Annotated in this window: 14 protein-coding genes; 10 read left to right on the plus strand and 4 right to left on the minus strand. The window is 57.6% G+C overall.

What is annotated here, in order from left to right; translation table 11 throughout:
- The first annotated feature begins 38 nt into the window (after window positions 1-38).
- Window positions 39-1,643, plus strand: coding sequence for a murein biosynthesis integral membrane protein MurJ (murJ, locus tag IOB61_RS15855; protein ID WP_290818807.1), 1,605 nt, complete (start codon window positions 39-41; stop codon window positions 1,641-1,643).
- A gap of 15 nt (window positions 1,644-1,658) precedes the next feature.
- Window positions 1,659-2,678 carry a tryptophan--tRNA ligase gene (gene trpS, locus IOB61_RS15860; RefSeq protein WP_290818809.1) on the plus strand — a complete coding sequence of 340 codons (1,020 nt, stop codon included), beginning with the start codon at window positions 1,659-1,661 and terminating at the stop codon, window positions 2,676-2,678.
- On the opposite strand, the gene IOB61_RS15865 is transcribed toward trpS, so the two are convergent.
- The 4 genes from IOB61_RS15865 to IOB61_RS15880 form a co-directional block, all read right to left on the minus strand.
- Entirely contained in the window at window positions 2,675-4,240 is a 1,566-nt protein-coding gene (locus tag IOB61_RS15865) for a sodium:solute symporter (RefSeq protein ID WP_290818811.1), read from the minus strand. The two genes, trpS and IOB61_RS15865, sit on opposite strands and share 4 nt — an antisense overlap.
- Window positions 4,241-4,339: 99 nt before the next feature.
- Complete coding sequence (locus IOB61_RS15870; protein ID WP_290818813.1) at window positions 4,340-6,151, minus strand: magnesium chelatase subunit D; 1,812 nt, start codon at window positions 6,149-6,151, stop codon at window positions 4,340-4,342.
- Entirely contained in the window at window positions 6,148-7,176 is a 1,029-nt protein-coding gene (gene bchI / locus IOB61_RS15875; protein WP_290818815.1) for a magnesium chelatase ATPase subunit I, read from the minus strand. The genes IOB61_RS15870 and bchI overlap by 4 nt, the downstream gene beginning before the upstream one ends.
- Before the next feature lie 30 nt (window positions 7,177-7,206).
- A complete protein-coding gene (locus IOB61_RS15880; protein WP_290818817.1) occupies window positions 7,207-8,508 on the minus strand; it encodes a Coenzyme F420 hydrogenase/dehydrogenase, beta subunit C-terminal domain in 1,302 nt (433 codons plus the stop codon).
- A 395-nt stretch (window positions 8,509-8,903) separates the two neighbouring features.
- Here IOB61_RS15880 and IOB61_RS15885 point away from each other — a divergent pair, with 395 nt between their 5' ends.
- The 8 genes from IOB61_RS15885 (at window position 8,904) to hemA (ending at window position 19,896) form a co-directional block, all read left to right on the plus strand.
- Window positions 8,904-10,184, plus strand: a complete 1,281-nt coding sequence (locus IOB61_RS15885; RefSeq protein ID WP_290818819.1) for a ferredoxin:protochlorophyllide reductase (ATP-dependent) subunit N — start codon at window positions 8,904-8,906, stop codon at window positions 10,182-10,184.
- A gap of 4 nt (window positions 10,185-10,188) precedes the next feature.
- On the plus strand, window positions 10,189-11,766 hold the full coding sequence (bchB, locus tag IOB61_RS15890; protein WP_290818821.1) for a ferredoxin:protochlorophyllide reductase (ATP-dependent) subunit B: 1,578 nt from the start codon (window positions 10,189-10,191) through the stop codon (window positions 11,764-11,766).
- Window positions 11,741-15,526 carry a magnesium chelatase subunit H gene (locus IOB61_RS15895; protein WP_290818823.1) on the plus strand — a complete coding sequence of 1,262 codons (3,786 nt, stop codon included), beginning with the start codon at window positions 11,741-11,743 and terminating at the stop codon, window positions 15,524-15,526. Before bchB ends, IOB61_RS15895 begins: the two co-directional genes overlap by 26 nt.
- 16 nt (window positions 15,527-15,542) lie before the next feature.
- Window positions 15,543-16,475, plus strand: a complete 933-nt coding sequence (gene bchL / locus IOB61_RS15900) for a ferredoxin:protochlorophyllide reductase (ATP-dependent) iron-sulfur ATP-binding protein (RefSeq protein ID WP_085341015.1) — start codon at window positions 15,543-15,545, stop codon at window positions 16,473-16,475.
- A gap of 15 nt (window positions 16,476-16,490) precedes the next feature.
- Complete coding sequence (gene bchM / locus IOB61_RS15905; RefSeq protein ID WP_290818826.1) at window positions 16,491-17,192, plus strand: magnesium protoporphyrin IX methyltransferase; 702 nt, start codon at window positions 16,491-16,493, stop codon at window positions 17,190-17,192.
- Window positions 17,189-17,539, plus strand: coding sequence for a hypothetical protein (locus IOB61_RS15910; protein ID WP_290818827.1), 351 nt, complete (start codon window positions 17,189-17,191; stop codon window positions 17,537-17,539). Before bchM ends, IOB61_RS15910 begins: the two co-directional genes overlap by 4 nt.
- On the plus strand, window positions 17,536-18,600 hold the full coding sequence (gene acsF / locus IOB61_RS15915; protein ID WP_290818829.1) for a magnesium-protoporphyrin IX monomethyl ester (oxidative) cyclase: 1,065 nt from the start codon (window positions 17,536-17,538) through the stop codon (window positions 18,598-18,600). The genes IOB61_RS15910 and acsF overlap by 4 nt, the downstream gene beginning before the upstream one ends.
- Window positions 18,601-18,675: 75 nt before the next feature.
- Window positions 18,676-19,896 (plus strand): 5-aminolevulinate synthase, encoded by a 1,221-nt coding sequence (gene hemA, locus IOB61_RS15920; RefSeq protein ID WP_085340892.1) that lies wholly within the window; start codon window positions 18,676-18,678, stop codon window positions 19,894-19,896.
- Window positions 19,897-20,169: the final 273 nt, after the last annotated feature.

Genomic DNA, 20,169 nt, shown 5'->3' on the forward strand with positions numbered 1-20,169 from the left:
CACAGGTTAGTGGTGCACCAACTGGAGCTAATCTGACGATGTCGCTTGCCCGCAATACCCTTGTCCAAGCTGGGTTCACGTTGTTGAGCCGCCTGTTGGGCTATGCCCGAGACCGGGCAATCTCCAATCTATTGGGTGCCGGTTGGGTGGGCGACGCATTCGCGACAGCGCAAACTTTCCCAAACCTGTTCCGGCGTATCTTGGCCGAAGGGGCTTTCAGTCAGGCCTTCGTGCCGCTTTACGCCAAAACGCAGGCCGAGATTGGCAAGGATAAGGCCGCCGAAGTGGCAAGCCAAGCTTTCTCGGTGCTGACTTTGGTTGCGGCCATGGTCACGATCTTGGCGCAACTGGCCATGCCGTGGATCATGCTGGTGATCCATGGTGGCTATGCCGACAAGCCGCAGGCGTTTCAGTTTGCCATTCTGCTTACCCAGATCACCATGCCCTATCTGGTCGGCATGGCGATGAGTTCCTTGTTTTCAGGTGTCTTGAACACTGCCGGTAAGTTCGCCCTGTCTGCTGCCGCGCCAACCCTATTAAATCTGACCATCCTTGCCGCAGTCATTTTTGTGCGAGAGCCGACCCAAGCTGCCATGAATGCGGCGGTGGCGATTACCATTGCCGGGGTGTTGCAGGCCACCGCACTTTATATTGGCTGTCGGCGCTTAGGTGTTCGGATCGGCTTTCGGGTGCCGCGTTTGACGCCAGAGGTGAAGGCCATTGTGACCGTCATGGGTCCGTCGGTGATCGCAGGTAGTGCCACGCATTTGAACGTGCTGGTTAGCCAGTCCTTGTCGAGCTTTGAGGTCGGGGCAAAGTCTTGGCTCTATGCGGCCGACCGCTTGTTTCAATTACCCCTTGGCCTGATTGGCGTAGCCATTGGGGTGGCATTACTGCCGCGCCTCGCACGCGCAGTGGCCAGTCCGGAAACGGGCGACGATACTAAAGCTTTGGACGAAGCCTTTGTCTTGTCTATGGCCTTTACCCTGCCCGCCGCTGCGGCCTTGGTCGTGGTGCCCTTCTTCCTGATGCAGGGCTTTTGGGCTGGTGGCCAGTTTACCGAGGCTGATGCCCGCGCCACTGCAGATGCCTTGTTCCATTATGGCTGGGGTGTGCCCGCCTTTGTGTTGATCCGTATTCTAGCCCCGCCCTTCTTCGCGCGCGGCGATACCAAAAGGCCGATGAATTTTGCCTTGATCAGCGTTCTGGTGAACATTGGCCTAGGGGCATCTTTGTTCTTTGGTTTGCGGGCTTTAGGTCTGCAAGGCTATGTCGGGCTTGCAATCGCCGCAAGCGTAGCGGGATGGGTGAACGCGCTTTTATTGGCAGCGACCTTGTTGCGAGAGAAGAATTGGCGGCCAGAGCCTTGGGTGATTGGCAAGTTCTTCCGTATCCTGATTGCCACCTGCGCCATGGCGGCGGTGTTGGGTTTTGCCGCATTGAACCGCGTACCGATTGAAGGCTGGTTTGAGGCCAGACTGGTATTTGGTAAGGAAGTGGCGACTTTATTGGTTTGCTTGCTGGGTGCGATCGTTTATGCGGCAGTCGCCTTCCTCGTACGGGCGGTAACCATGGCCGACATCAAGCTCGCGCTACAAAAGCCAGCTGGGGCACCTGCCGCCTCGGCGCAAGATGAGTTTTAGAGTAAGAAGACAGACATGACGAACGTATCAAAGAAGCGGGTTTTTTCTGGGGTTCAACCAACCGCGAATTTGCACTTGGGCAATTATCTGGGCGCAATCCGGCGCTTTGTCGAATTGCAGAATGAACCAGCTACCGAGTGCATTTATTGCGTGGTGGACTTGCACGCCATCACGGTGCCGCAAGACCCTGTGAAGCTGCGCGCCCAAACCCGCGAAGTTGCTGCCGCTTATCTGGCCGCAGGCGTAGACCCCGTGCGCTCAGTCATTTTCGTGCAGTCCAATGTATCCGCCCATGCCGAGCTCGCCTGGATCCTCAATTGTGTGGCGCGCATGGGCTGGTTAGAGCGCATGACCCAGTTCAAGGACAAAGCAGGCAAGAATGCCGAGCGTAGCTCTGTCGGCTTGTTTGACTATCCAGTTCTGATGGCCGCCGACATTCTGACCTATAAGGCAACCCATGTACCTGTCGGCGATGACCAGAAGCAGCATCTTGAATTGTCGCGCGACATTGCGGCCCGCTTCAATACGGACTTTAAAGTCGACGGCTTCTTCCCCCTGCCAGAGCCCATCATTGGCGGCCCCGCCGCGCGCGTGATGAATTTGCAGGATGGCACCAAAAAGATGTCTAAGTCGGACCCCGCCGATAATTCGCGGATCAATCTGACCGATTCAGTCGATGTCATGGTCAAGAAGATCAAAAAAGCCAAGACCGATACTTTGCCCATGCCAGCCCATGTCGACGAGCTGAAAGCGCGGCCCGAAGTGGACAATCTGGTCAGCATTTATGCGGCTTTGTCGGGCCAAACGAAAGAGCAAGTCGTGGCTGAATTTGTCGGTGCAGGCTTTGGTGTGTTTAAGCCACGTTTGGCCGATCTGGCGGTGGAGGCCCTTGGGCCTACCATGACCTCGATGGCCACTTATCTGGCAGACCCTGCCCAGATTGATGCGATCCTGCGCACGGGTGCAGATCGGGCCAATGCGATTGCCCAGCCAATCTTGAAAGACACCAAAGACGCGGTCGGCTTCTGGTCTTAGGCCGCTGCAGTCGGGGCAGGCACAGTCTTCTTTGTCTGCCCCAATTGGCACACCAAAAACGCGACTGTCGTACCAATGCACAATTGCCACGGGAAGGCGAGGCTCTTCCACGCGGGCGGCAGACCGAAATAATCAACAATATAGGCTTGTTGTAGCAGGATGGTGATGAAGCCTGCGGCCAAGGCGGCAATCACGCTGGCGGTAGAGCCGCGCTTGGTAAAGACCGCCGTGATATAAACGCCGGACAGACCGGAATAAGCAAAGGTCATGACCGACAACACAAAGGTCAGAAGCGGTGTGTCGGTGTATTGCTGCCAGTAGAAACACAGAATGGACATGGCAAACAAAGCCACGCCTAGCACCACCATGCCCAATTGCCCGGCGCGCACATAATGGGCCTCTGGCTTTGGCCCGCGCTTGTCGCGCCAAGGCCGGTAGAAGTCCTGGACCAAAACCGACGACATGGAAATCAGGCCGGAATTGACAGCCGCCGCGGCTATCACCCCAACCGTCACAAAGCCGCGCAAACCCGGCGGCATTTGGGTCAAGATAAAGGTCATGAAGACGGTGATGTCTTGCCCCTCAAATTTGGTCATCACCTCTTGGCTACCCTCTTGGATCATCAGGTCCGGGCGCTGGTAAAAGACATAGAGGAGGGACCCGATGGTCATAAAGATCAGCACCACGGGTATGGTGGCAAAGACCGACACAAACATGGCTTGATTGCCCTGCTTGGCATCCTTGCAGGCTAATAGGCGCTGGGACGTATCTTGATCGAGGCCGAAGTTACACGCATTCAGGATCGCAACCCCGGTAATCAGCGCCCAGAAGGAGAAAGGCGCGCTGAAATCCAAACTAAAGTCGATCAGCTGCAGCTTATTGGTGCCCTCAGGCGTATGGGCAAGGCCCTGCCAGATTTCAGCCCCAGAAGCCGGGATCTTCATCAAAAGAAAAACCACCACGGTCAAGGCGGCGGTCACATAAATCGCAACTTGGACCAGATCGCTCCAGATGATGGCGTTCAGGCCCCCGATGAAGGTGAAGATCAAGCCGAATATCAGAAGAAGAAGCGAAGCCTGAATGATATGATTGGGCGCGATGTCGCCAAACATAATCATGGAGACCGCAATGGCGGCCAGATAGAGGCGCGCGCCGCTGGCCAAAATCCGGCCTACCAAATACATGCCGGCTGCGGCTTGGCGGGCGGTACGATCATAGCGCTTCTCCAAAAGCTCATAAACCGTGGTGGCCTGCATGGCGTAAAACCGCGGCATGAGAACCATGGCGACAATAATCGCCCCCAAGGCCGCGCCAATATTGCTGCCCAAATAGGTAAAGTCGCCGCGATAGCTGGAATCGGGCGCACCCAAAAAAGTCGCAGCCGATTGACTGGTCGAGAGCACCGAAATGGCTACCAGCCAGATCGGCACATTATTGCCAGCCAGAAAATAATCATTGGCTTTGGCCATTTTGCTATTGGTCGCCAAAATCCCGGCTATGGCGATAATGGCGACATAGCCACCCAAAATCAGCCAGTCTAATGCGGTAAATCCAACAGCCATCGCTCGGCTCTCTCCCCAAAAAGGCGCACGCCTTTGACCTATGGCATAAGGCCCCGCCCCGCGTCCACTGCTCTTGAAATCAAAGGTTTAGCTCAAGGCTCAAATGGCGCTAATGGCTTGCGCGTTTAAATAGGGCAGGGGCGCATAAATCGCCCGCATGGCCTCGGCCAGGTCACGCGCACCGGGGCGCGGGAAGGGCGAGGTGTCGATATGTACCGCCGCAATATCCGACAAGCCAACGGCTCGCGCTGCCAACAGGGCATCAGCCATCGCAACAGCGCGACCGGCTTTGCCCTCGCGGCCAATATTCGCGCGCCCATCGGTCAAGAATAGCAGGCGCGGCGTGCGGCCTTTGGCCTTTTCGGCCAATGCCAACATCAGGGCTGTATCAATACCGGCAGCCAAAGGCGTGCCGCCCCCGCCTGCTAAATCGGCCAATTGCCGTCGCGCCCGGGCCAGAGAGCGGGTTGGCGGCAAGAAAACTTCTGCCCCCTCATTGCGGAATGCCACCAAGGCCACGCGGCTACGGTCGACATAGGCTTGCGCCAGCAAAAGCTCCACCGCGCCTTTAGCCTCGGCCAAACGCTGAAAGGCCGAGGAGCCGGAGGCATCCACCACTAAGATGGTCGTGGCCTCTTTCGGCTGGGCAAAGCAGCGAATGCGGAAGTCGCTTTTGCGGACTTCAATGCGCTTAGAAGCTGGGGCCCCTTCTGCTTGCGGGCGGCGGCGCAGCTTTTGCCACGGTGCTGCCGCGCGCAGAGTTTCGATGATGTTAAGGCGCTCGCCGGGCTTTAAGGTTCCGCTCCGCGAACGGATGGGTCGACCACGCAGGGGCGATTTCTGCATCGCCCCGCCGCCACTGCCACTGGCGCGGCCTTGACGATTGGGCTTGGCCTGATTTCCCAATGCTGCAATCAATTCAGCGGGCAGGGCAGACTTAACCGCATCGACCAGAATTTCGCTGGGATTGGGTTGGTTCTTGGCCTCTGCCTCTGTATCGGGCGGGGTTTCCGGTGGTGGTGGAGGCTCTGTTTCGGTTTCGGCGGGTTCAGCTTCATCTTGGCTTTCTGGCGGCTCGGCCTCATCGGGCGGGGCATCCTCCGGCGGTGGGGGTAATTGTAAGGCTTGGGGTGCCAAGACCAATTGCGCCGCCAAAGTCACATCGCCCAGATTGGCTGCTTGCCTTCCGTCTAAAGCCGCCACCATGCGCGCGATCCGCAAGCACAATAGGGCAGGCCGGGCTGAGTGGAGGCCAAAGGCTTGGGCTGCCTCGCAGATCGCATCAACAAGCGTCTCTTCCGCTAAGCCAATGCCCGGTAGCGCCGATTTTGCCTGTTGGATTTGCTCAAAGCTTGCCCCCGCACCTGCCAAGTCCGCCAGCCCCAAGCCATTGCCATCGAGGCGAAAGCTGCACCGCTCCAGAAGGGCCAAGGGCGGGGATTCTTCAGGGCCTATGCTTTCATCCAGCAAGATCAGACCAAAGCGGGCGGGCAAGAGCGAGGTTAAACCATCGCGCTCCAGCTGAAACTGGCCTTCATCCAAGGCCGCAGCGATCCGGGCAGCGGTGGCTGAGCTCAAACGCTCTGCCATGGGCAAGACCAAAACGCCGCCATCGACTTCACTCAAAAGCCCCCGCTGGACCACGGGTTGGCCAAGTGCCAGGCTGGTTGCGAGGTCAAGGCCGCCAAGTAGACGGTCATCCCCGGTTTGCACGGGGCAGCGGCGCAGCGGCGCCCCGTCTGGCAATAGGTCTTTCAAGAGATCGAGCCAGGCATCAAAAAACGGGCTGCTGCGCCCTTTGATCGAAATGCCGCCCAAACCGTGTGGGTCCATCGCAAACAAGGTGGCAATCAACAAAGGTTCCGGCCAAGCGGCGCAGGGCACCTGATCGGTCTGCGCCTCTTGGGTCATGATCCAAACAGGTCGGTCATGGCGCGCTCAATCCGGGTCGACGAGCCAGTTTCATCGAGTGGATTGCGGCGCAAGCGGTGGCGCAGGGCCATTACGGCAATGCCGCGTAAGTGATGGTCTTCTACCTTGGTGTCGCCTTCAAGGGCTGCCACCGCACGAGCGGCGCGGATCAAGGTCAGCTCGCCCCGCAGGCCATCAACACCCACAGCCATGCACAGGCGCGATGCCCATTCGAGCGCCGCATCGGGTGTTTCGATTTCGCTAAGTCGGCCGCGTGCCGATACAATCTTTTCCCGCACAGCGGCCTCGGCCCCTGCCTGACGGGCGGCAAAGCCTGCGCTATCGCGATCAAAGGAGTCGCGCCGCCGCACGACTTCCACGCGCAAGGCCAGATCATCAGGCGTTTTCACATCAACCGATAAGCCGAAACGGTCCAGCAATTGCGGTCGTAACTCGCCTTCTTCGGGATTGCCGCTGCCGATCAATACAAAGCGGGCTGGGTGGCGGACGCTGAGGCCCTCGCGCTCGACCACATTTTCGCCTGAAGCGGCAACGTCCAGCAAAAGGTCAACCAAATGGTCATCCAGCAAATTGACTTCATCAATATAGAGAAAGCCGCGATGGGCGCGGGCAAGCAGGCCGGGTTCAAAATGTTTTTCGCCTTGGGTTAAAGCCCGCTCCAGATCGAGGGCCCCCACCACGCGGTCTTCCGTGGCGCCCAGAGGAAAATCGATAACCGGGGTTGCCATCTCGCCCACATCTGGGGTCTGCCCGTCTAGACGGTGCACACAGCCGGTGGCGCAACTGGATTTATCGGCGCGCGGGTCACAATGATATTGGCAGGCTTTCACCATTTTGATTGGCGGCAGAAGCGCGGCCAGTCCCCGCACGGCGGTAGACTTACCCGTGCCGCGATCGCCAAACACCATAACCCCGCCAATGCCTGGATCTGTTGCTGCGATCAGCATGGCCAGCTTCATGTCGTCTTGGCCGACAATGGCTGTGAAAGGGAAAGCGATACGCATCAAAAGGGCTCCAAAAGGAAGGGGTTGGCTTTAGGCATTCGCCTCGGCCAGCGGTCGAACCATAGCATCTGGTTCCTCAATTGGCTTGCGCTCTTGGGTGTCAGAAGTCAGGCCATAGGGTGCGGTCAATTGCCACACATGGTCGGGGATCATGTTTTTCATGCGCTGGGGTTCTTCGCGGCGCAGATGCAGAACGGTTTCAATCGCCTTCATTTCAACCCGTGTGCGGGCGAATTCCAAGCCGCGCGGGCCAATCCTTGGCATCAGCCAGCCCACCAAGGGTCGCACCCAATTGGGCATGCCGCGTAAGGGCAGGCCACCGGCCGCGCGCTCGACATTAGCTTTAAAGCCTTTCACTGCACTGGCGCGCTTGCCGTGGCTAGTTGGGGCGGTCAAGGCGACCTCATCGCCCAGAAGCGACACTAATTCTTCCCCGCGCTCGTTGCGCACCAACAGCCATTGCTCCCCCTGCCCGCCCATATAGCCGACTGTAATGTCGGCCAGCGCATTGGTGTAATCGACACACGTCCGGCAGGTCAGCGGGAAAAAGTCTGGCGGTAGCTTTGAGATCGGCAATTGCAAGAAGGGGATGATTTGCTTGTGGCCATCATCAAATCGCAGCTCGACATGATAGTCCGCCCGAAATTCGAGATAATTGATGGTTTCTGGCTGATCGGAGAGAAGGTCCAAAAACTGATGGAAGCTTTCGGTGGTGGTATTGTCAGAGCAGGGTGTGCCAATCACATAAAGCCGCTCAAAGCCAAATTCGGCTTCTAATGCCCGTAAAGCATAGACTTGGCAGGGAATGCCAATGACCGCGAGGCGCTTGTAACCCAAGTCTCTCGCGGGCTCTAACAACGCCAATAAGGGCGCATAGCCCATGCGCATGCCACGGCAGTGCGCCAGCTCAGAAGCCTCTGTCACCAAGGTCGGCACGGGCCGCCAGCGATCTTCTGGGTCGGGCTTCATGGTCAGCACTGCATCTACAGCGCCGGTTTCTAGCAAGCGCTCGGCAAGGCGGGTGGTAATACCGGTCCATTGCGCCCCTTCGCGCGGACTTTTCAATTTGGCTTGGTACATGGCCTTAACCGGACCAAAGAACAGCTCATCACCCGCCGCCGAAGCGCGTGCCCGCCCATGGACTTGGGTTTCCATCGCTGGATAGTTTGGGCTGATGAATTGGCAGGCCCGGCCACAGCGCTTGGGGTCTGACGAACGGGAAATCCCGCAATCGGTACAGAGAGAGCGTGCAGGCGCTGGGGTGTTCAGCGCTTGGTTGATCCGCGGATCGTTTAGCCCAACGCCCGGTGAACCACGTGTTGAAGAAACCACCCTAACCTCATCTGCTATCCGCATCAGTCCTGACTGTCTCACCCTGCGAACAAATTGCAAGGGTTTGTTCGCCTGATGACTGTCAAAAGTATTGGACGTCTATTTCTATTGACAAGACGTGAAGGGGAGGCATACCTTGCGAGGTGGCCTTATCAGAGGTCCGATTTCTGCTGGAGAATTCCGATGTTGATGCAGCCTTCTAACTCGCACGAATGGCGTGTCTCTGAGTCTCATGTCGGTAAAGCTTCCGAACGAAAAAAGGCTTCCCCCTCCATCTTAAGACGTTGGATTGACGGTCTTTTGCAATTCGCAAATCCGTGGCCAGCCCATGCGGGGTCCAGTTCCGTTTCGCATACGAAACAGTCTCATACGCCCAGAGACGGGGCATCCTGAACATGAGCGATGCTGCCACGTTGACCAGCCCTGCCGTCGAGGCGCGCCCAGTTCTTCGCGAACGCGGTCAGCGGGAAGTGTTCTGCGGGCTAACCGGGATCGTTTGGCTGCATCGCAAAATTCAAGATGCGTTTTTCCTCGTGGTGGGCTCTAGAACCTGCGCCCATTTGATCCAATCGGCCGCTGGGGTGATGGTTTTTGCCGAGCCCCGCTTTGCCACAGCCATCATGGAAGAGCGCGACTTGGCGGGCCTTGTGGACGCCAATGAGGAGCTTGACCGAGTGGTGGACAGGCTATTGTCGCGTCGGCCCGACATCAAATTACTCTTCCTCGTCGGCTCTTGCCCGTCTGAGGTGATTAAGCTCGATCTATCGCGCGCGGCAGAGCGTTTGTCGAAGAAGCACAGCCCCTCGGTCCGCGTCTTGAACTATTCGGGCAGCGGCATTGAGACGACGTTCACGCAAGGCGAAGATGCCTGCTTGGTGGCTTTGGTGCCAGAAGCGCCGGTTGCGGCAGAAGATGCGCCAGCCTCGCTGCTCGTTGTCGGCACTTTGCCAGATATTGTCGAAGACCAGTTCACCCGCCTGTTCAACCAATTGGGCATTGGGCCGGTTCACTTCTTCCCACCGCGCAATTCGCAATCCATCCCAGCCATTGGCCCCAACACCAAATTCTTGTTGGCGCAGCCCTTTTTGGGTGAGACAGCGCGTGCCTTGGCCGAGCGGGGTGCACAGCATTTGCCAGCTCTTTTCCCCTTTGGGGCTGAGGGCACAACCCATTGGCTGAAAGCCGCCGCCGATGCCTTTGGTATCCCAGAGCTTCACTTCCTGGCCGTTGTCGCACCGGGGCGGGAGCGGGCCAAGCGTGCTTTAGAAGCGCAAAAGCAACATCTGGCTGGCAAGAGCATTTTCTTCTTCCCCGACTCGCAAATGGAACCCAGCCTTGCGCGCTTCCTCTCGCGCGAGCTCGATATGAAGTTGATCGAAGTCGGCACGCCCTATCTCAACCGCCAGCTTTTGAGCGCCGAGATGGAGTATCTGCCTGAGGCCGTCACGTTGAGTGAGGGTCAGGATGTTGACCGCCAGCTCGACCGCTGCCGTGCCGCAAAGCCAGACTTGGTCGTCTGCGGCATGGGCCTCGCCAATCCGCTCGAAAGGGAGGGCATCTCGACCAAATGGTCGATCGAGCTCGTTTTCTCGCCAGTCCATGGCTTTGATTGCGCGGGTGATCTGGCCGGTTTGTTTGCCCGCCCGCTTTATCGCCGCTCCGTATTGAAGGTGTAACGCCATGCAATTGACGGTTTGGACATATGAAGGACCTCCCCATGTAGGGGCCATGCGCATCGCGACTGCGATGAAAGGTGTCCACTTTGTCCTGCATGCACCGCAAGGCGACACCTATGCCGACCTGTTGTTCACGATGATTGAGCGGCGGGGCGCGCGGCCACCAGTGACCTACACGACATTCCAAGCCCGCGACCTTGGCACCGATACCGCTGAAATCTTCAAGACTGCGGCGCGTGATGCGTTTGAGCGCTTTGACCCAGACTTGATGCTGGTGGGGGCTTCGTGCACGGCAGAGCTTATTCAAGATGATCCAGGTGGTTTGGCACGCGCCCTCAATCTGCCTGTTCCCACCATCACCCTTGAACTGCCTTCCTATCAGAAGAAGGAAAATTGGGGCGCGGCCGAGACATTTTATCAAATCGTCCGTGGTCTTGCGACCGAAGCCCCGGCCCCCAAGGCTGAGGGTGCCAAGCCAAGCTGCAACATTTTGGGCGCAACGGCTTTGGGCTTCCGTCACCGCGATGACGTGATCGAAATCACCCGCCTGCTCAATCAGCTGGGGATTGAGGTCAATGTTGCCGCTCCTATGGGTGCGACGGCAGACGACATTCGCCGCCTGCCGGAGGCGGACTTTAATGTCGTTCTTTATCCTGAAATCGCCGACACCGCCGCCCGCTGGCTCGAACGTCAATATGGTCAAAAGGCCGTTCGGACGATCCCCATGGGCTTCCAAGCCACGTGTGAATTTGTGCGCGAAGTGGCCGCTTTAGCAGGCGTCGACCCAGAGCCCCTCTTGGCACAGCATGGCTCGCACATGCCCTGGTGGGCGCGTTCGGTTGATTCCAATTATCTGACCGGCAAGCGCGTCTTTGTGTTTGGGGACGCTACCCATGCCATGGCTGCCGCCCGTGTGGCGAAAGAAGAGCTTGGCTTCGAAGTGGTGGGCCTTGGGTGCTATAATCGTGAGTTCGCGCGGGATGTGCGGGCCGTCGCGGCTGAGTTGGGCGTCGAAGCCCTCATCACAGACGATTATTTGCTGGTGGAAGAAACCATTGCTGCGCTGCAGCCGGAATTGGTTCTGGGTACCCAAATGGAACGCCATATTGCCAAGCGCCTCGGCGTGCCTTGCGCGGTGATTTCAGCCCCAGTCCATGTGCAAGACTTCCCGGCCCGCTATGCCCCCGTCATGGGCTTTGAGGGTGCGAATGTGTTGTTCGATACCTGGGTCCATCCGCTTGTGATGGGCTTGGAAGAGCATTTGCTGACCATGTTCCGCGAGGACTTTGAGTTTAATGATGCTGCCGGGCCTTCCCATCTCGGCGGTCACGCCAAAGTCGAAGCCGCCGCGCAACCCTCTGTCTCAGAAGTTGAGCGCGCGCCAATCGCAGCGGCAGCCTCCGCGCAAGAAACCATCACTGTTTTGAATTGGAGCCCTGAGGCCACCAAGGAACTTTCGAAAATCCCCTTCTTTGTCCGGGGCAAAGCTAAGCGTAACACGGAACGTTACGCCGCTGAGCAGGGCTTAGAGATCATCTCCCTTGAGGCGCTTTACGATGCCAAAAGCCACTTCGCACGTTGAAGACGGCCCTAGCTCGCGCCCACAAGATGGGGGCACATCGGTACGGGTGGTGGTCGTCACCCTCGACAACCATTTGCGCACCTTGGTTCAGCGCGCGTCAGATACGCTCGCCTCGGAAAATCCTGGCATTTCGGTTGTGATGCATGCCGCCACCGATTGGGCGGAAAAGCGCGGGGCGCTGGATGCCTGCCTGCGCGACATCGCCCAAGGGGACATCATCCTTGTTTCCATGATGTTTGTGGATGAACATATCCAAGCCGTACTGCCTGCCTTGGCCGCGCGTCGCGATCATTGCGATGCGATGATTGGCATCATGTCGGCCGGCGAAGTTGTGAAAATGACGAAGCTGGGCAATTTCAGCATGGATGGGTCTGACAAGGGCCCGCTGGCCATGTTGAAGCGCTTGCGTGGCAATAAGACGAAGTCGGGCGGAAGCTCTGGCGCGGGCCAAATGGCGATGCTGCGCCGCTTACCCAAGCTGTTGAAATACATTCCTGGCCCCGCGCAAGATCTGCGGCACTATTTCCTGACTATGCAATATTGGCTGTCGGGCTCGCAAGAGAACGTCGTCTCGATGGTGCGTAATCTGATTGGCCGTTATGCCAGTGGCGAGCGTAAGGAATTGCGCGGCGTGATGCAGGCCGCCGCACCTATCGATTATCCCGAAGTCGGTCTTTACCATCCCCAAGCCGAACAGCGCATCAGCGAGAGCTTGTCGGCGCTACCCGAATTGCGCCGCGAGCATAAGGGCACGGTCGGTGTCCTTTTGTTGCGCTCTTATGTTTTGTCCGATGATGCCGGCCATTATGCGGGTGTGATTGAAGCCCTAGAGGCGCGCGGCCTTCGTGCCATTCCCGCTTTTGCCAGTGGGCTTGATTCCCGTCCGGCCATCGAGAAATTCTTCATGGCCGATGGCCGCGTTACGGTGGACGCCATTGTATCGCTATCCGGCTTCTCGTTGGTTGGTGGGCCTGCCTATAATGATGCTGTGGCGGCAGAGAAGGTTCTGGCAGAGCTGGACGTACCTTATGTCTCGGCCCAACCGCTTGAGTTCCAGACCCTGCAAGGCTGGGGCAGCTCGCACATGGGCCTCTCGCCCGTTGAATCGACCATTATGGTCGCAATCCCAGAGTTGGATGGCGCAACAGCCCCCATCGTCTATGGCGGTCGTTCGGATGGTTCGGGTGTCGCGTGTAAGGGCTGCAGCCACGCCTGCACGTTTGAGGAAGAAAAAGGCCCGCCCCGCATGCGGGTATGCCCCGAGCGGGCAGAGACCTTGGCCGATCGCGTCGCCAAAATGGTCAAGCTCCGCCGGACTGAACGGGCCGAGCGCAATTTGGGCATCGTTCTTTTCAACTTCCCACCCAATTCGGGTTCGGTAGGTTCTGCTGCCTATCTCGCGGTTTTTGCGTCCCTATTCAATACGTTAAAGACGCTGAAAGCCGAAGGTTATGATGTGGATCTGCCAGATTCGGTCGATGCGCTGCGGGACCAGCTGCTGATCGGAAATTCTGCCCGCTTTGGCACCGACGCCAATGTTCACACCCGCATTTCTGTTGACGACCATGTGCGGCGCGAACGCTATTTGGGGCAGATTGAAGCACAATGGGGCCCAGCACCCGGACGCCAACTCAGTGATGGTCGCTCTATCTTTGTTTTGGGTGCGCAATTTGGCCGGGTATTTGTCGGTCTCCAGCCTGGCTTTGGCTATGAGGGCGACCCGATGCGCCTGTTGTTTGAAGCAGGCTTCTCGCCCACCCATGCCTTTTCGGCCTTTTATCGCTATCTGCGCGAAGACTTTAAGGCCTCGGCGCTCTTGCACTTTGGCACCCATGGTGCCTTGGAATTCATGCCCGGTAAGCAAGTGGGCCTAACGGGCGACTGCTGGCCAGAGCGCCTGATTGGCGATATCCCCAACTACTACCTCTATGCCGCCAATAATCCCTCAGAAGGGGCTTTGGCCAAGCGTCGTGGCGGTGCCACGCTGATCAGCTATTTGACGCCCCCCATCGTGCAAGCTGGCCTGTACAAGGGCTTGCAGGATCTGCGCGAAAGCATTGGCCGTTGGCATGGGGCGAGAGAGGGCGATGGTGTTGACTGCGACAGCCTGATCGAACTCATCCAAAGCCAAGCCTCCGCCTTAGACCTCGCCCCTGCCAGTCCTGCTTGGAAAGGGCCTTGCGCGGTCGAGATGGAAGCCCTTCAAACCCGGGTCCGTGAGTTAAACGATGCACTGATCCCCGAGGGCCTGCATGTCATTGGCCAAGCCCCTTCGATGGAAGAACGGATCGACTTGTTGCTGGCCATGGCCAATGGCGTGCCAGACACAGCCTTGCCCCGTTCGGTGATTGAGGCTTTGGTGCACGGTGCCAGTCCCGCCGACGCCCTTGAGGCAGCGGGCCTAAAGTCCAGCCGCAGCTTGATTGAACGGCTGCAGGCCTTGGCCGAAAGCAATGTCTTGTTGGAGAAGGACCACGAGCTGTCGGCCTTAATCCATGCCCTAGATGGTGGCTATATCCGCCCCGCACCGGGTGGAGATTTGGTTCGCACACCAGCTGTCCTGCCAACCGGGCGCAATTTGCACGGTTTTGACCCCTTCCGCCTGCCCAGCGCTTTCGCCACCCATGATGGCGCGCGCCAGGCCCGTAAGTTGCTGGATCGGCATATGGATGAGACCGGGGCCTTCCCCGAAACCATCGCCATGGTTCTTTGGGGCTCTGACAATCTGAAGAGCGAAGGCAGCACAATCTCGCAAGCGCTTTATCTGATGGGCACACGGCCACGCTTTGACAGTTATGGCCGCTTGTGTGGGGCAGAGCTTATTCCGTTGGAAGAACTTGGCCGCCCCCGTATTGATGTCGTGATGACGTTGTCGGGCATTTTCCGCGACCTTCTGGCGCTGCAGACCCGCATGCTGGCAGAAGCGGCTTGGCTGGCGGCCAGTGCGGATGAACCCGATGACATGAATTTCGTCCGCAAGCACGCGCTTGCCCAGAGCGCCCAAACTGGCTGCGATTTAGAGACGGCTTCTCTACGCGTCTTCACCAATGCCGACGGGGCTTACGGTGCCAATGTCAATCAAATGATTGATGCCAGCTGCTGGACGGATGAGAATGAACTGGCAGAAGCCTATCAAAGCCGCAAATGCTTCGCCTATGGCCGAAAGGGCCCACCCATGCGCCAGTCGGCCGTGTTGGAAGGCATCTTGAAAACCGTTGATCTCACCTATCAGGGCCTCGACTCGGTAGAGCTCGGCGTCACCACGATTGACCATTATGTCGATACCTTGGGTGGCATTACCAAAGCGGTGAAGCGCGCTCGCGGTGTCGATGTGCCCGTCTATATCTCGGACCAAACCCAAGGCGACGGCAAAATCCGCACCTTGGCCGAACAAGTGACGTTTGAGACCCATACCCGCATGCTGAACCCACGCTGGTATGAAGGCCTGTTGTCGCATGGCTATGAAGGCGTGCGCCAGATCGAGGCGCAAGTCACCAATACCATGGGCTGGTCGGCCACGACCGGACAGGTCCAGCCTTGGGTCTATCAAAAAATCAGCGAGACCTATGTGCTCGATGACGCCATGCGCCAGCGCATGGCCGCCCTCAACCCGAAAGCTTCCGCCCGGATGGCTAACCGCCTCTTGGAAGCCCACGCCCGCAATTATTGGCAGCCCGACAGCGCGACTTTGGAAGCGCTCCGCAATGCCAGTGATGAACTTGAAGACAATTTGGAAGGCATCGCAGCCGCCGCTGCCTGACCTAGGAGAAGAACCCATGGCTCTATTAGACCTACCCCGCGGCCTGAAACCCAGAGCGACCCCGATCACGCGGGCCCCTTCCTTGCGCGGTGATGGCGAAGGCAGCGTTCAAGTAGAGCTTGATCCCAATTTGAAGATCGATAAAGCCAAGGTCTTCGCCATTTATGGCAAGGGCGGCATTGGCAAGAGCACCACGTCCTCCAATTTGTCGGCGGCCTTCTCCAAACTGGGCAAGCGCGTCCTGCAAATCGGCTGCGACCCCAAGCATGACAGCACCTTTACCTTGACCAAGCGGCTTGTGCCGACCGTCATTGATGTTCTGGAAAGCGTTGACTTCCACAGCGAGGAATTGCGCCCCGAAGATTATGTCTATGAAGGCTATAATGGCGTGATGTGCGTAGAAGCCGGTGGCCCGCCAGCGGGCACGGGCTGTGGTGGTTATGTGGTCGGCCAAACGGTGAAGCTCTTGAAAGAGCATCATTTGTTGGAAGACACCGATGTCGTGATCTTCGACGTTTTGGGTGATGTGGTGTGCGGTGGGTTTGCCGCCCCCTTGCAGCATGCTGAGCGTGCCTTGATCGTCACCGCCAATGATTTTGACTCCATCTTCGCGATGAACCGCATCTTGGCAGCCATTAAGGCCAAGTCGAAAAACTATGATGTGCGCTTAGGTGGCGTGATCGCCAATCGCAGCAAGGATACCGATGAGATTGACCGGTTTAATGCGGCCTGTGGTCTCGAACGTGTCGCCCATTTCCCTGACCTCGACGTTATCCGGCGCTCGCGTCTTAAAAAGTCGACTTTGTTTGAAATGGAGCCTTCGCCAGAGCTGGAAGCCGTTCAGAATGAATATCTTCGTTTAGCCGCCTCGCTCTGGGTTGGCACGAAAGAGCTGAAGGCTGAGCCGATGAAGGATCGCGACATTTTCGACTTCCTTGGCTTTGATTGATCGGGAGCATTTGGCATGTTGACCACCACTTATGTTGAGCGCCGCCAACGCCTCGAGACCTATTTCGACCGCACCGCGTCAGAGACGTGGGCGCAGCTGACCTCGACTGCCCCAGTCAGCAAAATCCGCGCAACGGTGCGCGCCGGTCGCGATCAAATGCGCGAGATTTTGGTCTCTTGGTTGCCGGACTCTTTGACCGGCAAGCGCATTTTGGATGCAGGCTGTGGAACCGGGGCTTTGGCCGTTATCGCGGCCCATCGTGGTGGCGATGTGGTGGCGGTGGATGTGGCTGCAAGCTTGGTTTCGGTCGCGGGTGAGCGCGCGCCGATTGACCCAGCACCGGGCACGATTGAATTTCGCGTCGGCGATATGCTCGACCCAGCGCATGGTGTCTTTGACCATATGGTGGCGATGGATTCCCTGATCCATTATCCGCGCGAAGAAATCATGACGGCCGTATCGTCATTGGCGGCGCGTTGTTCGGGTTCGATCGTCTTTACCTTCGCGCCCAAGACCCCGCTTTTGACCCTCATGCACACGGTGGGGCTCTTGTTCCCGCGCGCCGATCGCGCCCCGGCGATTGAACCGGTCAGCGAGGCTTTCTTGCGCAAGGCCGTGGCCAGTGACCCGCGTATGGCGGGCTGGAAAATTGGCCGCACATCCCGCGTTGTCAGCGGCTTCTATACCTCGCAAGCCATGGAGTTGGTCCGGTCATGAGCCAGTCGTCCCTCTTCCACCAACAGCCCGAATTTTGGACCTTGCAATGGCCAGACGCCTTGAAGCGTGTGTCGCATGTGACAACTTGTACCATTGAGATTCAGCATGATGAGACTAGCCTCCATGCCCATGTCTCCTTGGACGATGGCACCATCCTCGGCCCTGGCGACAAGATGATTGTCCAAGGACCCCCGATCCGGCTGTCGTTTGGTGAATCCTGCACGCTCCATCGGGGTGTGAAGATCATTCGCGCGACCGCCCTTGAAAGACTTTGGATCAAAGTCGCCTCTTATTTTGAGCTCTTTGAGCTTTACGAAGTCAGCTTCACACCGGGGAAACTGCCATGACAGCAGCCACTTTTGACGACACCTATCTCGATACCACCCAGCTGGCCAAAACCGACACGATTTTGAGCCCGCGCTTCTACACAACCGATTATGCGGCGATGGACAAGATCGACGTGTCCTTGGTGCAAGAAGAATGGGACCAAATGCTGTCGGCCATGGCGGCCGATCCGCGCCGCGGCCACTTTAAGCGCGATGCGGCCTTCGATAATCGTTTGGATGATCTGGACCCAGAATTGCGCCGCGAGTTTGTGGACTTTTTGGTCAGCTCCATCACGTCGGAATTCTCCGGCTGCGTGCTTTATGCAGAGATCGTCAAGCGCGTCTCCAATCCCGATATCAAAGCCTTGTTCAAATATATGGCCCGCGATGAATCGCGCCATGCAGGCTTTATCAATGAGTCGCTGAAGGACTTTGGGATTGGCGTTGATCTGGGCTTTCTGACCAAGACCAAGAAATACACCTATTTCAAACCTAAGTTCATCTTCTATGCGGTCTATCTGTCCGAAAAAATTGGTTATGCGCGTTACATCACCATCTTCCGGCAATTAGAGCGCAACCCACAGCACAAATTCCATCCAATTTTCAATTGGTTCAAGGAATGGTGCAATGATGAGTTTAGCCATGGCGAAGCTTTTGCCTTGATGCTGCGCGCCAATCCATCCTTGCTGCAAGGTGGCAACAAGCTTTGGATCCGCTTTTTCCTCTTGTCGGTCTATGCCACCATGTATGTGCGCGACCATTCACGGCCGGCCTTCCACAAGGCATTGGGCGTGAACCCAACCGATTATGATTATCAGGTGTTTTCGCTCACGACTGAGATTTCCAAGCAGGTCTTCCCCGTCATGCTCGACACCGATAATCCAAAGTTCCGTGCCGGCTTTGAGCGTTTGCGCATCCTTTCGGACAAGATCGAAGCCGCGAAGGCTGAAGGCGGCATACTCAATCAGATCAAACGACTGGGGTGGAGCGCGCAAGTCGCGGCAACCTTCGCCGGCCTTTATCTACTACCAACACTTTCGAATGAGCTACCCAGCAACGTTCGGCTACAACCCGTTTGGTAAGTTGCTTGCCAAACAGATATCAAAACGGCCTGGTGGTGGTGAAAGCACTGCCGGGCTGTCGGGAGGGGAAATAACATGGACTACCAAGCCTATTTCAACAGCCAGTTGGACGCGTTGCGTGCTGAAGGTCGCTATCGCGTTTTTGCGGACTTGGAGCGTCATGCGGGCCAATTCCCGCGCGCGACGCGTCATGCCGATGGCGGTGTCCATGAAGTGACGGTTTGGTGCTCGAACGATTATCTCGGCATGGGCCAACATCCCAAGGTCTTGGCCGCGATGCATGAAGCGATTGATCGCTGCGGTGCCGGTGCCGGTGGGACGCGCAATATCTCGGGCACCAATCATTATCACATCTTGCTTGAGCAAGAATTGGCTGACTTACATGGTAAGGAAGCGGCACTTTTGTTCACCTCCGGCTATGTGTCCAACTGGGCAGCCTTGAGCACTTTGGCGAGCAAAATCCCAAATTGCGTCGTTGTCTCGGATGAAGGCAATCATGCCTCCATGATTGAGGGCATTCGCCATAGTCGCGCCGAAGTGCGCATCTTCAAGCATAATGATACTGAGGATCTTGAGCGTGTTTTGGCCAGCCTGCCGCCTGAACAGCCCAAGCTGGTGGCTTTTGAATCGGTCTATTCGATGGATGGCGATATCGCTCCGATTGCGGCCATCTGTGATGTGGCAGAAAAATATGGGGCCATGACTTATCTCGACGAAGTCCATGGCGTTGGCCTTTATGGCCCACGTGGCGGTGGTGTAGCCGAACGCGAGGGCTTGATGGACCGCTTAACCGTGATTGAAGGCACATTGGGCAAGGCCTTTGGTGTCTTTGGCGGCTATGTCGCTGCCTCGACGGCGCTCTGCGATTTCATTCGCAGCTTTGCTTCAGGCTTTATCTTCACAACCGCTCTGCCGCCTTCGGTGGCTGCTGGTGCGTGCGCCAGCATCCGTCATTTAAAAGCAAGTTCGGCAGAGCGTGAGCGCCATCAAGACCGTGTGGCGCTGGTGCGTCGCCGCTTAGAGGCCGTGGGCATTCCTTGTATGGAAAACGATAGCCACATCATTCCCGTGATGGTTGGTGATCCGGTTAAGTGCAAAATGATCAGCGATTGGCTGCTCGAGCGCTCGGGTATCTATATCCAGCCGATCAATTATCCGACTGTGCCCCGCGGGACTGAGCGGCTCAGAATCACGCCATCGCCCTTGCATAGCGACGCGGATATTGAGCGCCTTGTGACGGCCCTTTCCGACCTATGGCAACAATGCGCCCTCGGCCGGGTATCCGCCGCGGCTTAAGCCGCGTCCCAGGCCTTGTGCCGCAAACTCCCATGGGGTCCCCGCTCTCCACTTCGTTGCGGCGGGGATGACATCGTTTTGCATGGGTTTTTATCTGGAAGCGTTTTGGTGCCCATTCTGGTCACCCAACCGCACACGAAATTGTTCTTGCGACATCTGGGTAGTCAAGTGCGCAGCTTTGCTGCGTCGCGACGCGATCCGTTTTCGAAGAAAACGGACACTTGACGACCCAGATGTCGCGGCCATCCTTGATGATCCATTTTGGTGAAACAG

The organism is Aquidulcibacter sp. (assembly GCF_020253525.1).
Lineage (GTDB): Bacteria > Pseudomonadota > Alphaproteobacteria > Caulobacterales > Aquidulcibacteraceae > Aquidulcibacter.